The organism is Neobittarella massiliensis (ex Bilen et al. 2018), from assembly GCF_900289145.1.
Classification (GTDB): domain Bacteria; phylum Bacillota; class Clostridia; order Oscillospirales; family Ruminococcaceae; genus Neobittarella; species Neobittarella massiliensis.
This window is the reverse complement of record NZ_OKQO01000001.1, coordinates 182,188-195,943: the sequence shown is the minus strand read 5'-3', so window position 1 is coordinate 195,943 and position 13,756 is coordinate 182,188. Positions and strand designations below refer to the sequence as shown.

General features: G+C 55.1%; 12 protein-coding genes and 1 pseudogene. 7 read left to right on the top strand and 6 right to left on the bottom strand.

The features are described from left to right. Window positions 1–7: 7 nt before the first annotated feature. The 4 genes from qatB (at window position 8) to C6Y32_RS00975 (ending at window position 3,499) form a co-directional block, all read left to right on the top strand. Window positions 8–859, top strand: a complete 852-nt coding sequence (qatB, locus tag C6Y32_RS15040) for a Qat anti-phage system associated protein QatB (protein ID WP_129589358.1) — start codon at window positions 8–10, stop codon at window positions 857–859. Beyond that, window positions 856–2,124 (top strand): Qat anti-phage system QueC-like protein QatC, encoded by a 1,269-nt coding sequence (qatC, locus tag C6Y32_RS15035; protein WP_129589357.1) that lies wholly within the window; start codon window positions 856–858, stop codon window positions 2,122–2,124. Before qatB ends, qatC begins: the two co-directional genes overlap by 4 nt. After that, window positions 2,121–2,855 carry a Qat anti-phage system TatD family nuclease QatD gene (gene qatD, locus C6Y32_RS00980; protein WP_105203295.1) on the top strand — a complete coding sequence of 245 codons (735 nt, stop codon included), beginning with the start codon at window positions 2,121–2,123 and terminating at the stop codon, window positions 2,853–2,855. The genes qatC and qatD overlap by 4 nt, the downstream gene beginning before the upstream one ends. Window positions 2,856–3,043: 188 nt before the next feature. Beyond that, window positions 3,044–3,499: a low molecular weight protein-tyrosine-phosphatase gene (locus C6Y32_RS00975; RefSeq protein WP_105203294.1), complete on the top strand. Its 456-nt coding sequence runs from the start codon at window positions 3,044–3,046 to the stop codon at window positions 3,497–3,499. 68 nt (window positions 3,500–3,567) lie between these two features. On the opposite strand, the gene C6Y32_RS00970 is transcribed toward C6Y32_RS00975, so the two are convergent. From C6Y32_RS00970 to C6Y32_RS00950, 5 genes are all read right to left on the bottom strand, one after another. Next, window positions 3,568–4,581: a DUF4179 domain-containing protein gene (locus C6Y32_RS00970; RefSeq protein WP_105203293.1), complete on the bottom strand. Its 1,014-nt coding sequence runs from the start codon at window positions 4,579–4,581 to the stop codon at window positions 3,568–3,570. After that, entirely contained in the window at window positions 4,565–5,122 is a 558-nt protein-coding gene (locus tag C6Y32_RS00965) for an RNA polymerase sigma factor (protein WP_129589356.1), read from the bottom strand. Before C6Y32_RS00965 ends, C6Y32_RS00970 begins: the two co-directional genes overlap by 17 nt. A gap of 165 nt (window positions 5,123–5,287) precedes the next feature. Continuing rightward, a complete protein-coding gene (locus C6Y32_RS00960) occupies window positions 5,288–6,346 on the bottom strand; it encodes a DUF4179 domain-containing protein (protein WP_105203291.1) in 1,059 nt (352 codons plus the stop codon). Continuing rightward, complete coding sequence (locus C6Y32_RS00955; RefSeq protein WP_129589355.1) at window positions 6,343–6,882, bottom strand: sigma-70 family RNA polymerase sigma factor; 540 nt, start codon at window positions 6,880–6,882, stop codon at window positions 6,343–6,345. The genes C6Y32_RS00960 and C6Y32_RS00955 overlap by 4 nt, the downstream gene beginning before the upstream one ends. Before the next feature lie 215 nt (window positions 6,883–7,097). Continuing rightward, window positions 7,098–9,464 carry a SpoIIE family protein phosphatase gene (locus C6Y32_RS00950; protein WP_105203289.1) on the bottom strand — a complete coding sequence of 789 codons (2,367 nt, stop codon included), beginning with the start codon at window positions 9,462–9,464 and terminating at the stop codon, window positions 7,098–7,100. Between the two features lie 520 nt (window positions 9,465–9,984). Here C6Y32_RS00950 and C6Y32_RS00945 point away from each other — a divergent pair. Further along, the gene (locus C6Y32_RS00945) at window positions 9,985–11,076 is read left to right on the top strand and encodes a nucleoside 2-deoxyribosyltransferase (protein ID WP_105203288.1); all 1,092 of its coding nucleotides are present in this window, start codon (window positions 9,985–9,987) and stop codon (window positions 11,074–11,076) included. A 182-nt stretch (window positions 11,077–11,258) separates the two neighbouring features. On the opposite strand, the pseudogene C6Y32_RS15830 reads toward C6Y32_RS00945, so the two are convergent. After that, window positions 11,259–11,666 (bottom strand): annotated as a pseudogene (locus tag C6Y32_RS15830) (DUF4624 family lipoprotein); the annotation flags it as partial. 327 nt (window positions 11,667–11,993) lie between these two features. Between C6Y32_RS15830 and C6Y32_RS00940 the strand changes: the two are divergent. Further along, entirely contained in the window at window positions 11,994–12,665 is a 672-nt protein-coding gene (locus C6Y32_RS00940; RefSeq protein WP_105203287.1) for a response regulator transcription factor, read from the top strand. Further along, window positions 12,662–13,672, top strand: a complete 1,011-nt coding sequence (locus C6Y32_RS00935) for a sensor histidine kinase (RefSeq protein WP_207204794.1) — start codon at window positions 12,662–12,664, stop codon at window positions 13,670–13,672. Before C6Y32_RS00940 ends, C6Y32_RS00935 begins: the two co-directional genes overlap by 4 nt. The last annotated feature ends 84 nt before the right edge of the window (window positions 13,673–13,756 follow it).

Here is a 13,756-nt window from a genome sequence, read left to right as displayed (position 1 = left end):
AAAATATATGGGAACATCAACTTCAAGTATGGGACCAGGTGCAGGGGTTTCTCTGGATCCGGAATGGTTAGATGACATTGAGTTACCAAACCAAGAAAATACTCAACAAGATGGTCAAAGTGATGATAAGGGTGGAGAGGACGATCAATCTGACGAAAAAGAACGGATTGATAATGAAAAATCTGAGCTAGCACCAAAATCTCGCTTTGCAAATGCCAGGAGAGGTATGGGTGAGTATGTACGTTCTGGAAGTAAAGACTCTTTGAAAAGATCGCTTGGGCATTATTCTAAAACCGGAATGGGTGGAGCAAAAAATCTTTCCAAACGAATGAGAACTTCTGCAAAAGTAGCGGCGAATTTCTTTCAGACATTTCAGGCTTTAAGGGATAATGATAATTTTGCTTTAAGTAAAATTTTGTCAGAACTGCAAGGACGTGGTGCTAATGCGAATGAAATTATTGATACAATAATAGATAATGTATGTCCAAATGGAGGCAGTTTAGATGAAATATCTTGTAGAGATTCAGGAAGGTTTGCTTTGAGTGAGTTTATGAATCAAAATCCAGATGCAGACATTAGTAAGTTGACAGATGATCAGATATGGTCTCTTACCAGTACATTTCTTGGAAATGAGGCATTTAGTCGTATTCAATTGGACATAGGACAGTCTTTCGAAAGACAAGAGGTGTCTGCGGTTGAACGTGTTGATCGAATGAATGAAATGAAAGATTATTTACAATCAGAAATATCAGCCCAGCTGAATCGGCTTAGAAATTCTGGTCTTCAGACGATTGATATGCAAAAATTATTTCAAACAGCTATAAAAAACACGTTTGAGGTGTATGAGGTAGAAGTATGAGTAAGGTAATTTGTTATCCAAGATGTTGTGTTCCCAAAACCTATAATGATGATTGTTATTATTTTGAAATGTTTTCAGTCCCAGAACAGAAAAGAAGCAATGTAGGACATGTGGGGGTACAATTATTTAAAGAATTGAAAAAGTCTGAAATTACACCAACAATAGTTGCTTTAGATTTTACAATTATTGCAATGGCTGTAGTAGCAGCAGATAAAGCAGTATTAAGAAAAAATAGTGCTGATGGTTGGACAAGAAAAATAGAGCTTTGCATATATTTGCATGATGCACCTAAATGGAGACGAGAAAAAAGTAAGTTAGAGAATATGCTTCGTTTTCTTAGTGGAGATTTTTGGGATTTGGATATAAATGCTTTGCCGGTATCGTTGGTTCCTCAGAAAAAATATGATTTAAAGAGACAGGATTGTGTATGTTTGTTGTCAGGAGGAATGGATAGTCTGGTGGGAGCAATTGATTTGCATGAAAAAGGAAGAAATCCTTTATTTGTATCTCAAATAGTTAGGGGTGATGCTGACCATCAAAGAGAGTATGCTTTGCAGTTTGGAACAAATAATTTGTGTCAATGGAGTAATAACGTAAAGAAAAGAGGAACATCAGAAATTTCGACCAGAGCACGATCAATTATTTTTTTTGCTTTTGCATTATTGGTTTCTTGTGGAATTGAATGCAATTCTCGGGGTAAAAAAGAATTGTTTGTACCTGAAAATGGGTATATTAGTTTAAATATGCCATTAGATCCACTTAGGGTAGGTAGCCTTAGTACAAAAACGACCCATCCAGTATACATGAAATCAATGCAGGAAATTTGGAATGATGTGGGAATAAATATTGATTTTGTATTGCCATATAAATATAAAACAAAAGGTGAAGTTTTGCAGGAGTGCAAGAATCAGGATTTAATGAAAAAATTTATTTTTGGATCAACCAGTTGTGGAAAATACCAAAGAAAACTACAACACTGTGGAGTTTGTGTTCCTTGCCTGGTAAGGAGAGCAGCTTTCTTGAAAAATAATTTATATGACACTACAGAAGGCGGATATTTCAAAGAAAATTTGCAATACTCGTATTCGAAAGATGTGGCAGCTGCAGCATTGGCAGTTGTTCAATATAAAAAGAATGGCATCGAAAGTCTTGTAAAAGGGATTTTGTCCTTTGCAAAAGGAGAAGAACGAAATCTGTATTTGGGTGTTATTGAACGTGGGTTGTTAGAGATGGAAGCATTGTTAAGGGAGTATAAAGTTATATGATAGATTTTCATTGCCATTTGGATTTATATAAAAATCCGTTAGCAGTATTCGATGAAATCAAGCGAAGAAATGTAAAAGTGTTAGCAGTTACCACGAGTCCACGAGCCTATCTAAAAACATCACAGTATTTTAATAATACTAATAGTGTGAATGTTGCATTAGGATTTCATCCTGAATTGGTGGCGGATAGAAAGAATGAAATTGATTTGTTTATGGAGAATATTTCAACATGCAGATATATTGGAGAAATAGGTATTGATGGTACTAGTAGAAATAGGTATTCCTATTCCGTACAGAAAAGGTTTTTTCATGATGTTTTATCTGAGACTGAGAAGTATCATGGAAGAATCATTAGCATTCACTCAAGGTGCGCTGTTAAAGATGTATTAGAATGTATAGAAAAAAGTTTAAATAAGAATGTGCCTATAATGCATTGGTTTACTGGGAATATAAACGAGCTTCAGAAGGCTTTATCATTAGGATGTTGGTTCAGTATTAATCCCCAAATGTGCTATTCCAAAGTGGGAAGAGACATAATCATGCAGATACCATTAAGTAAAATCTTACCAGAAACAGATGCTCCGTTTACTGAAAAGAATGGAATGCTGTATATGCCATGGGATACGGAAGTGATGGAATTTTTGGCAGCATATTATAGGAAATCCGTAATTGAGATTGAAAAACAGATGGAAAGTAATTTGCTAGAAATTTGTAATGGAATAGCATTTTGAAAAGTTCTACAGGACAGTCAGATTAATGGCGTTAGAGTAGAATAATTCAATATTACTACACCATTTGCCCGGTAATTTACGCAGATTTATGTAGATATGCGTAGAGAGGAGCAAAAACAAAAAATTAAGAAAACGCCAGAAATCCAGTAATTACAGGCATTTGAAGGCTTATGAAGGAATATAAAATTATGATTAAGATACTATTTATTTGCCACGGCAACATCTGCCGCTCGCCCATGGCCCAGTTCGTACTGCAGCACATGGTAAACGAGCGCGGCCTGTCCGGCGACTTCACTATCGACTCCTGCGCCGTCAGCCGCGAGGAGCTGGGCAACCCCGTGCACCCCGGCACCCGCCGCATACTGGCCCAACACGGCATCCCCGTCCCCGCCCACCGCGCCCGTCAGCTGCAGCGGCAAGACTACAGCCGCTACGATCTGCTCATCGCCATGGAGCAAAAAAATCTCTCCGGCATCCGCCGCATCGTGGGCCCCGACATCCAAAACAAGGTCCATCTGCTGCTCTGCTATACCCGTTCCCCCGGCGATATTGCCGACCCCTGGTATACCGGCGATTTCGCCCCCACCTATCGCGACGTCACCGCCGGCTGTCAGGGCCTGCTCCAGGCGTTGGGCCACATATAGTATATACCCTGCAAAACCGGCAAGAGCGGGGAGCCCGTGGAGGCTCCCCGCTCTTTTTTATCTGCCGGCTACGAGAGCGGCATCTGCTGGCCGGCGATCTCTATGCTGGCGATCTGACCCGGCTCGATCATCTCGGTAAAGAGCACCGTAATCTGCGCACACCTCCCGCCATAGATCACCGTACTGTCCAGGTAGTCCCGGCGCGGCTGCAGCACCCGCCCATCCTTCATGGTCACTTTTATGGCGTCCACATAAGAGCCATCGGGCACCTGTGGATGCATCTCGGTATATTTCCCGTCCCGCAGCGTGGCCCGCACCATAAAGTCCGAGTAGTAAAAATCCTCGATATACACCGGATGGCCCTCTATCTGGCCCGGCAGATCCAGTTTTTGCACGCCGTCTGCAACGTCCTGATAGTGCAGTGTCCAGTCCAGCTGCCACCTGCCCAGTATGGTCTTTATCTCTGTCACTTCACCGGTCTCGGGGTCGGTCATGGTCAGCGTGATATCCTCTATAGATAGGGTCACTTTTTGCCCCCGTATCGGCTGGTCGTGGCTCATGCGCAGCAGGCAGACAGCCTCTTTGCTCTGCGGGTCTATTTCTATCCGATCCAGGCCGCCGCCCCCGCTGTAGCCGACCATATCGATGCGCATATCAAGCTGCGAAAAGCTCAGTCGACTTACATTTTGGTACTTCTGGGGGTACCGGATACGGCACAGCGCGTAGGCGCTGTAGCTGTCCCCCACCACCTGGTCTACTTCTACCGTCACCCCGTTTTGGGTCACCTTTCTATCCACCTGCTGGCCCGCCGGCTGCAGCTGCTCCTGCTGCGTTTGGCTCGGCTGTAAAAACGCCAGCAACTTCTGGTCCCATTCAAATACCACCGCCGCCACTGCCGTACAGGCCAGCACTGCCAGCGCCGCCGTCAGCGCGATCACTCGGCGGGGCAGATACCGCTTGTACCTGCCGCTCTTGCGGCGCACCAAGTCCAGGATGCGTCCGGTGTCGGCCCGCTCCGGCGTCAGCTGTTGTAGCAGCTCCTCCGGCGGCAGTACCTGCAGCCATTCATGCCAGGTATTCATCACTGATCCCCCTCTCCTGCAGCTGTCGCAACAGCCGCTTGCGGCCGCGCGCCAGTCTGCTCTTCACGGTAGACAGCGGCATACACAGCACCTGGGCGATAGCCGCCAGTGTTTGCCCCAGGTAGTAGTGCCGCACAAATATCTCCCGGTCCCGCTCGGGCAGCTGAGCCAGCAACTGCCGCACCAGCTGCGCCTGTTCCTGTCGCTCGGCCTCCTGCTCCGGCCCGGCACGGGCGTCCTGGGCCACGTCCACGTGTAGCGGCAGCTCGCCTCCCCGCACCCGCAGCCGGTTTTTAGCCATATTGCGGGCCGTCGCCGCCAAATAGCCCCGCAAACTTCCCTCCGGCGACAGCGCCGCCGCCTTCTTCCACACAGCTGTAAACACGTCGGCCACCACCTCTTCGGTGTCCTGCCGGGTCACCGCTTCCCCCAGTACCGCCCGCACGATCGTGTACACATATCCGCTGTAGCAGCGCACCATCTGCTCTAGAGCGCCCCGCCGCTGCGCGCGCAGCTCCTGCAGCAATCGCCGCTCCTCCACTTCGCTCCCCCCTTTTTCTTCTCCTCACCTCTCTATACACCAGTCTAACCCAAACGGTCGCCCATTTCGACGATTTTCTATAAACAGAGCGGGAGGGCTGCCGACACTCGCCGGCGGCCCTCCCGCTCTGTCTATCATATCGTCTCCTATGTTCACACTGACCCGCTATTCTCCCAGTGGTATTTCAAGGTCTCCCACCCGCACATATTCGATGTCCGCAAACTCCACCGGCCGCTCAAAGCGGCACTGATACTGCAGGCGGCGTACATTTTGATACTGTCCCACTTCCAGGCCGCGGTACTGCTCCAGTACGGTCCCATCTCTCATAGCCACGGTGATCGGCGCCGAGTACACCTCCTCTTCCGACAGCTGGGGCGCCATATCCGGGTACCGGTCACTGACCAGCGTCACCTCCATCGACAGGTTCGATATCTGCAGCTGTTTTACCAGCGCCCGCCCCTGTCCGATCGCACAGACCTCATCCACCGCCAGCGACTTCTTCTCATTTTGGTAATCCATGTTCCAGGCGATCTCCCACGGTCCCTCTTTCCATATAATAAAATCATCCCTGCCTATTTGCTCCATATATTCTGTCTTTAGCGTTTCCGGGTTAAAGTAACCCAGGTCCCCCAACGTCAGCACCATCTTATGGCCCCGCATCGATTCGTCGCTCTGCAGGCAAAACAGGTACGCATACACATTGTCTTCCGGGTCCTCATCTGTGAGCAGCTCTACCTGTTGTGTCTCCGCGGGGCCCGTCACCGCAAACTCGATCCTGCGGTCGGCAAACTGCAGATATGGCGGCTTTTGCGGCATCTCTTCTAAAAAAGTCACCTGACACAGCACGTAGGCGGTATTCTCGTCGCCCACGACCTGCTTGACCTCTACGGTAACACCGTCTCTGGTGACCGATCTTTCCACCTGCTGGCCGGCATCGGTCAGTTTTTCCTGCCACGGCGGTGTAATGCCCAAAAAGTCCAGCAGCCGCTGATCCCAGCCAAATATCGCCGAGGCGGCTACCGTCGCCACCAGCGCGCACAGCAGTGCGGCGATACACACCGCCCGGCGCAGCGCCTTTTGACGCGTGGTGCGGTACACCCGGGTACGGGCCACCTGCCTCAATACCCGCGCGGCGACATCTGCCTGCGGCAGGTCTGTTTGACCCGGCAGCGATAGCTCCTCGGGAAGCAGCAGTCCCATCCAGTCACTGATATATTGCTTCACCGCGTATACCCCCTCTCGCGCAAGATCGTCTCCAGCTGTCTGCGGCCGGCCACCAGGTGGTTTTTTACCGTAGACGGGTTCATATCTATCGCGGCCCCGATCTCCTGCACAGTCTGGCACAAATAGTAGTGCCGTGCAAATATCTCCCGGTCTACGGGCTGCATCTGGTCTAGAGCTTCCAGCAACACCTGTCGCACCTCTGTGTCATCCAGCTGTTTTTGTGCCTTTAGATCGATCACATCGTATTCCAGCTTGCCATCGGGCCGCAGCTGGCGCAGCTTATTTCTGGCCATGTTGCGGGCGGTGGCAGCCACATAGGGTTTTATGGTCGCAAACGCCTCGCTCAGCTGTTCGCCGCTTTGCCAAACAGCCAAAAACACGTCGCTCACCACCTCCTCAATATCCTCCCGGGCCATCACTCCGCCCAATATCCCCTGCACGATGGTATAGACGTACCCGCTATACTGCAAGATCAGCTGCCGCAGTGCCGCCGTCTTTTTCTTTTTGAGGCCGCGTATCAGTGTTTGCTCCCCCATAAAGTGCACCTCCCTGCCCAAAACGTCCTCTTCACCCTCCTATACACAATCTACACACGGCCGGTCCTGCCCGTCAACACATTTTAGGCCAATAAAAGAGCGCCGAACACATTCGTCCGGCGCCCCAGCAGGGAGAAAAAATAGGAGGGAGAGCAATAGAAAAATGGTGGCTGCCCTATTTGTCACAGCAGCCCTGTATGTCAGTCAGCCATCTGCTAGGCGCCTTTTTCCACCTTAAAGCAGATAGCGGTGATATCGTCTTTCGAGCCGATGCTGTGCCGGGCCAGCTCGCAGATGGCGGTGGCGATCTCCTGGGGCTCTTTGTCCCGCAGCAGTGCCAGCTGGCGGCTGATGAAGGTCTCGTCCTCGCCCACCGCCCCATCGCTGACCATCAGCAAAACGTCGCCCACCCGCAGCCGCACCTGGCTCTTGTCCAGCGTCACCGACTGCAAGATGCCGATGGGCAAAGACGGTTTGCCCAGCCGCAGCACCTTGCCGCCGCGCAGCACATAGGTATTGGGGCTGCCGCCCTTTACTAGCAGGCAGTCGCCGGTAAAGCAGTCAAAGCGCAGTAGATCGATGGTGGAGATGGTCTCGTCGCCGGTCTTCACTGCCAGCGCACTGTTGATCAGGTCGATCGAGCCGTCCACGTCAAACCCCGCCTTCAGCACCGTCGACACCACATTGCAGGTCATGGTCGAGTCGATGGCGGCAAAGTCGCCGGTCCCCATCCCGTCAGATAGTATGCAGTAGCTGTAGCCGTCCTCACCGCCAAACACCTCAAAGCTGTCGCCGCAGTGGCCGCGTCCGGCGGCGATCTGACAGCTGCCTTTTTTGAGCACCATGGGCGGCAGCTCGCTGTAGCACAGCAGTGTGGCCTCGCCGTCCTGTCGGCACACCCCACTGTCAAAGTTGCGGTCGCAGTACTCCGACAGCTCACTGCCGATATAGGCGCGCTGCTTTTCGGTGATATCACAGTCCAGCTTCAGCTCGATCTTGGCCCCCTTTACCTCCGAGGTGGTGCACAGCACATCCAGCGGGGCAAAGCCCATGTCCATTAGCAGCTGGTAGATCTGCTTGGACGACTGCATGTCCACGTCCTCCAGCGCGTCCACCTGTTCGGACACATTGTACAAGAGCTTTGACAGGCTCTCCATCTGGCCGATGACGCCGCCTTTTACGTACGAGAGCTTACGCACCACCGCCTGGTTGTTCTGGTACTGGGCAAACTGGTCGGTCATGGCGTCCACCAGCGATCCCAGGCGAATACACCGCTTGGCAAAATAGAGCGGCAGGTCGGTGCCGTTGAGCCGGCCGGTGGCCTGCAGCTGCTGCACGCCTTTACCCAAACAGTCGCTGGTCTCCGAGTAGTTCTGGTCCCAGCAGTAGGGGCACAGGCCGCAATTTTTGCACACCTGGTCGGCCGCCGCGTGGTACACGCAGGATGGGTCTGTCGTCTGCAGCTCATCCAGCCGCTTGTACAGGGTCTGGATCTTGTGCGAGATGGTCTCCAGTCCACCGGCGGTGGCGCGCAGTTTGTAGCCCACGATCTTTTTGACCCGCTCGCTCTTTACCATGCTGTCGGCTCCCTGCCCCAGCGGCAGCGCCCCCAACAGCTTCGAGGGGATGAGCAAAAACAGCGCGCAGCCCAAAAACCACTCGATGATAAAGGCCGGCGCCACCGACTGCTGTGGCAGCAGGGTCGCCATCATGGTGCAGCACACCCCGTAAGCCACGCTGCCCAGCACCTTGCTCTGCCGCGAAAACAGGCCGGATACCAGCCCCCCCAGCGGATAGGCGCCCATAAACAGCAGCATCTCCGGCGCCGCCAGCGACACCGCCAGCGCCGTCAGCACCCCGGTGACCGACCCGTAGGCCTCTTTTCCCAGGTAGGCGGCGGTAATGGTCAGCACCGCCGCCGTCACCCGCCCCAGCGACAGCCCCAGCACCTGCACTGCGCTCAGCGAGATGAGCCCCACCGACAGGCAGATGAGCAGGCTGGCCAGCTGCAGGTTCGAAAAACTGCGGATCGATTTCTGTTTTTGAAAGGCCTCGATGGTGATGGTAAAAAAGTAGCACATGCCCATGGCCAACATGCCTTCGCTGGCGATCACCGCCAGGTTCAGCCCCGTCAGGCCCATGGCCCCCGACAGCGCCAGCCGCGAGAGCACCACGCCAAACCCGGCCGATATCACCCCCGGCCAGCGGGCACTGGCCTCTTCTCTGTGCGCCAGCACCCAGCGAAACGCCACTGTAATGAGCACCGCCGCCGTGTAGAGCAGCCCCACGTCGATGGCATTTAAGAACACATAGCCACTGACCACCCCGGTCACGCACCACAGCAGGTGGGTGGTGGGCATAGCCGCCGCCAGCGCAATACCAAACGGGCTGAGTTCCCCTAAGATCGAGGCCGACGATACCAGCACCGATACCCCAAATACCGCCAGCTGCGACAGCAGGTAGCTGTAGTCCTTTAAAAACCGCGCCAGACCCCCGCGCTTTTTTGCCCGCCCCGGCGCTGTGCGCACACCGCCGGCAGCTGCAGAGCCCGCCGAGCCCGACCCTTTAAAATGAATACCCACGCCTAGATCACCTCTCCTGATTTTTTGCCCGGCAGTGTTCTGCCGCGGGGCAGACACGCATATGCTATAGGGGCAAACTGTAAAATATTGGATATCTGCATTGTACAGGCCCCACCACAAGAAGTTTGTCACTTGACCGGTGGCGCAACTTGCAGCTTGCGGTAGAAAAAACAGGACGAGCCGGCGGGTTTTGTCCCCCACTGCCAATCGCCGCAAAATTGTGGGGAAAAGAGACAGGATTTGCGGCGGTGTTTTGTGTATTCAGTTTCTTTTCAGCGGGCCGGGCTTTGTGCTATGATAGAAAAAACAGCTGCCCCGCGCCGCACCTATGGTGCCGGCCTGCCGTGACTTATGTCCCGCCATGCCCATTTTTTACAGTCGGCGCCGCTGTGCCGGGCCGCTGCATCTCCGTGTCTTTTCTTTTAGGTGTGCTCTTTTATAGAAGAGAGCATCATGCACCGCGCGATCCCCATATTTTATGTAAAGGCGCCTCTGGGTGCCGTACCGAGGAGGACAAATCATGATCAAAGACGAAAATATCTACATCGCCGGCCCAGCCTGCTTTTACGAGCGGGGCAACGAGCTGTGGGACTCCTGGAAAAAAGAGGCTATCTACTATGGCTTCGGCGTCTCGCTGCCCAACGATGCCAAACTGGATTTCGACCCCGACGACAAAAAGAGCCTGTCGGCGGCCATCTTTAAAAACTGCTACGACAGCATCAAGGCCTCGACCGGCATCATCGCCAATTTCGAGACCTACCGCGGCGCCGAGCCCGACGGCGGCACCATCTACGAGGTGGGCATGGCCTATGGCCGCGGCCTCAAGTGCTACGGCTACACCCGCGACAAGCGCCCCATCGGCGTCAAGTACCAGAGCGGCCGCTATGTGGGCGATACTCTGCTCGATCTCGACGGCCGCCAGCTGCCCGACTTAAAGCTCCCCTTCTCGGCCTGCCTGGTGGGTGCCTGCAAGATCGTCGAGGGCAGCTTCAGCGACGCGCTCAAGGTGTACATGCTCGACATCGAGGAGGAGTCCAAGCGCAAAGCCATGCACCTGAAAGCCGAGATCGCCATTCCCGACCAGACCATCCCCCGCTCTGGCCGCCCCATCGTCTACCTGGCCACGCTGGAGCGCTACAGCGATCAGGCCGCCGAAAAGTACGCGGCCATGAAAGAGGTGCTCGACCGCTACGGCTTCGACGCCATCGCCCCCAGCGATCTGGCCCCCGGCGTCGAGGACCTGGCTACCGACGATGTCTACGCCAGAGCCTACAACCTGTTCGACCGCTACCAGCAGCACGTGCGCAACTGCGATATCATTCTGGCCGATCTCAGCGACTACCACGGCTACGAGCCCAACAGCGACGTGGCGTTCGAGTGCGGCATGGCCAACAGCCTGGGCAAAAAAATGTTTGCCTATATGGACGATGTGCGCCCCATGATCGAGCGCATCCCCAACAGCGGCGAGCCCGGCGGTTTCCGCGACATAAACGGCATGAACGTCGAGAATTTCGAGGCCCCGCTCAACCTGATGTTCGGCGCCTCGATGGAGCTCTTTGGCGGCACTTTCGAAGATGTGGTGCGCCAGATGGCCGCGTCTTTAAAAAAATAGCTGTATCGCGAGCAGTGTGCCGCGGTCTGTGGGCGCTGCCTGCCGCCCGCGGCGTACAGTATAAAAAACACGGGGGACGACTGCGGTCGTCCCCCGTGTTTTTTCATGCCCTGTCTGGGTGCCGGTCCGCCCCGCACCTTTGCGGCGGCGCGTGTGCGTGTCTCCCGGCGCGGCCTCTCCCGCTCTTTTATACGTCCCCCATGTGCGGTCAGCGCGACCGCCGCGCGGTCTACCCCGGTCCCCGTGATCCGCACCACATACTCTCTTTCTCTCTCAAGGCCGCGCAGCGCCACGTCCCGGGTCTCCCGCTCCACCTCTCCCCGCCAGCTCTCGTGCCAAAACACCCGGCCGCTCTCGTTATCTGCTATCTCCACCAGACAGCTCTCTCCGCTCATCTCAAACGCCACTTTCAGCGGCAGCTCCTCTATTTCACCGGGCAGGTAAAACAGCTTCTCATTCACCATCGGTTCTGTATCGCTGTAATCCTTTGTCAGCTCCAGCTCTATCACGGTATCACCGCCGCACGCCGTCAATAAGATCGCCGCCAGCAGCACCAGCAGCACACCGGCTACAAACCGTCTCCCCTTCATGTTTATTCCCCCTGTGCGGTCTGTGCCGCTGTCGCCCCGCATCCGCCGGGGCGCCGGTGATCGGTCCAGGCCCTTTTGTATATCGGCCCGCTTGCCCGGTATGCGGCTCATCCCGTTTTTCCCATTGTACCACCGGTACCGGCCGCTGTCACACCGCTTTCTAAATACGGCGGTGATTTGCTTCCCCGCCCCCGGTTGGGCTATACTAAAAACAGTTGCCGGCGGTCCCCCACCAGTTCCCCCGTCTATTCGGGTCGGCTGCTCCGCCGCGCCGCTCTTTTCTGTCCTGCCACCGCTCACCCATCCGCCCCAACAGGAGGGTCCACTATGTATAAGATACTCGTCGTCGAGGATGACGCCACCATCGCCGCCGCCATCGTGCAGCACATCCAGAGCTGGGGCTTCACCGCCCACTGCGTCGGCGATTTCCGCCAGGTGCTCACCGAATTCGTACAGTTCTCGCCCCAGCTGGTGCTGCTGGATATCTCGCTGCCCTTTTTTAACGGCTACCACTGGTGTGAGGAGATCCGCAAGGTCTCCAAAGTGCCCATCATCTTCATCTCCTCAGCCAGCGAGAACATGAACATCGTCATGGCCGTCAGCGCCGGCGGCGACGACTTTGTCGCCAAGCCGTTCGATCTGTCGGTGCTCATGGCCAAGATCCAGGCGCTGCTGCGCCGCACCTACGACTATGCCGGTCAGACCGATCTCATCGGCTACGGCGGGGTGCTGCTCGATACCGGCGACTGCATCGTCACCTGCGGCGACCGATCCATCGAGCTCTCCAAAAACGAAAATCGCATCCTGGCCACCCTGCTCGAGCACGGTGGCAGCTTGGTCAGCCGCGAGACGCTCATGGCCCGCCTGTGGGAGAGCGACGCCTTCGTCGACGAGAACACGCTGTCGGTAAACGTCGCCCGCCTGCGCAAAAAGCTGGCCGAGATCGGGGTACATGACCTGATACAGACCAAAAAAGGCATGGGGTACATGGCGGTATGAAACAAAAGCTGTTCTGGCCGGCCCTGTCTTGCTACCTGAAAGAAAAGCTGCGCTACCTCTGTCTCATGGCCGCCTGCGGGCTGCTGTTCGCCGCCGTATTCTCGCTGTACCGGCTGCAGGTCGAGGCGGTGCTCTACGCCTGTGCGCTCTGCGCCGCACTGCTGCTGGTCTGCGGCGCGGTCGACTTTTACCGCTACTACCACCGCCATTTAGCGCTCGTCTCTCTGCTGGCACAGCTGCCCTACGGCACCGAGCAGCTGCCCGTCTCCCGCGACCTCATCAGCCGCGACTACCAGGCGCTCATCGGCAGGCTGCATCACCTGCTGCTGCAGGCCGAGACCCACGCCGCCAGCGAGCGGCAGGAGCAGGTCGACTACTACTCGCTGTGGGTACACCAGATCAAGACCCCCATCGCCGCCATGCACCTGCTGCTGCAGGCCCAGCCCGATACCCCCGCCACCAAGGCGCTGGCGGCCGAGCTGTTTAAGATCGAGCAATACGCCGAGCTGGTGCTCTCCTACCTGCGCCTGGGCCGCGACGCCAGCGACTATCTGCTCACCACCTGTTCGCTCAAAGACCTGGTGCACCAGGCGGTGCGCAAATACGCCCCGCTGTTCATCCGGCAAAAACTGTCGCTGCAGCTGGGCGCGCTCGATATCTCGGTGCTCACCGACGAGAAGTGGCTGGTGCTGGTCATCGAACAGCTGCTCTCCAACGCCGTCAAATACACCCCCAGCGGCCAGATCAGCATCGCGGTGCAAAATGGCGATGAGCTCGTCATCGCCGACACCGGTATCGGCATCGACCCCGCCGACCTCCCCCGCATCTGCGAAAAGGGGTATACCGGCCACAGCGGCCGCCTGTATAAGCGCTCCACCGGGCTGGGCCTGTACCTCTGTCGGCGCATTCTGGACTCTCTGGGCCACACCATGCGCATCGAGTCCTCCCCCGGCGCCGGCACCCGGGTCATCCTGGGCCTGGGGCGTCCCCCACTGGAGGTGGAGTGAACAGCACCTTGCAAAACTGTAAGAAACGGCGTCCGGCTGTAAGGCAAATCGATGGCAGCGCCGCCGCCCGACCTGTTATACTGG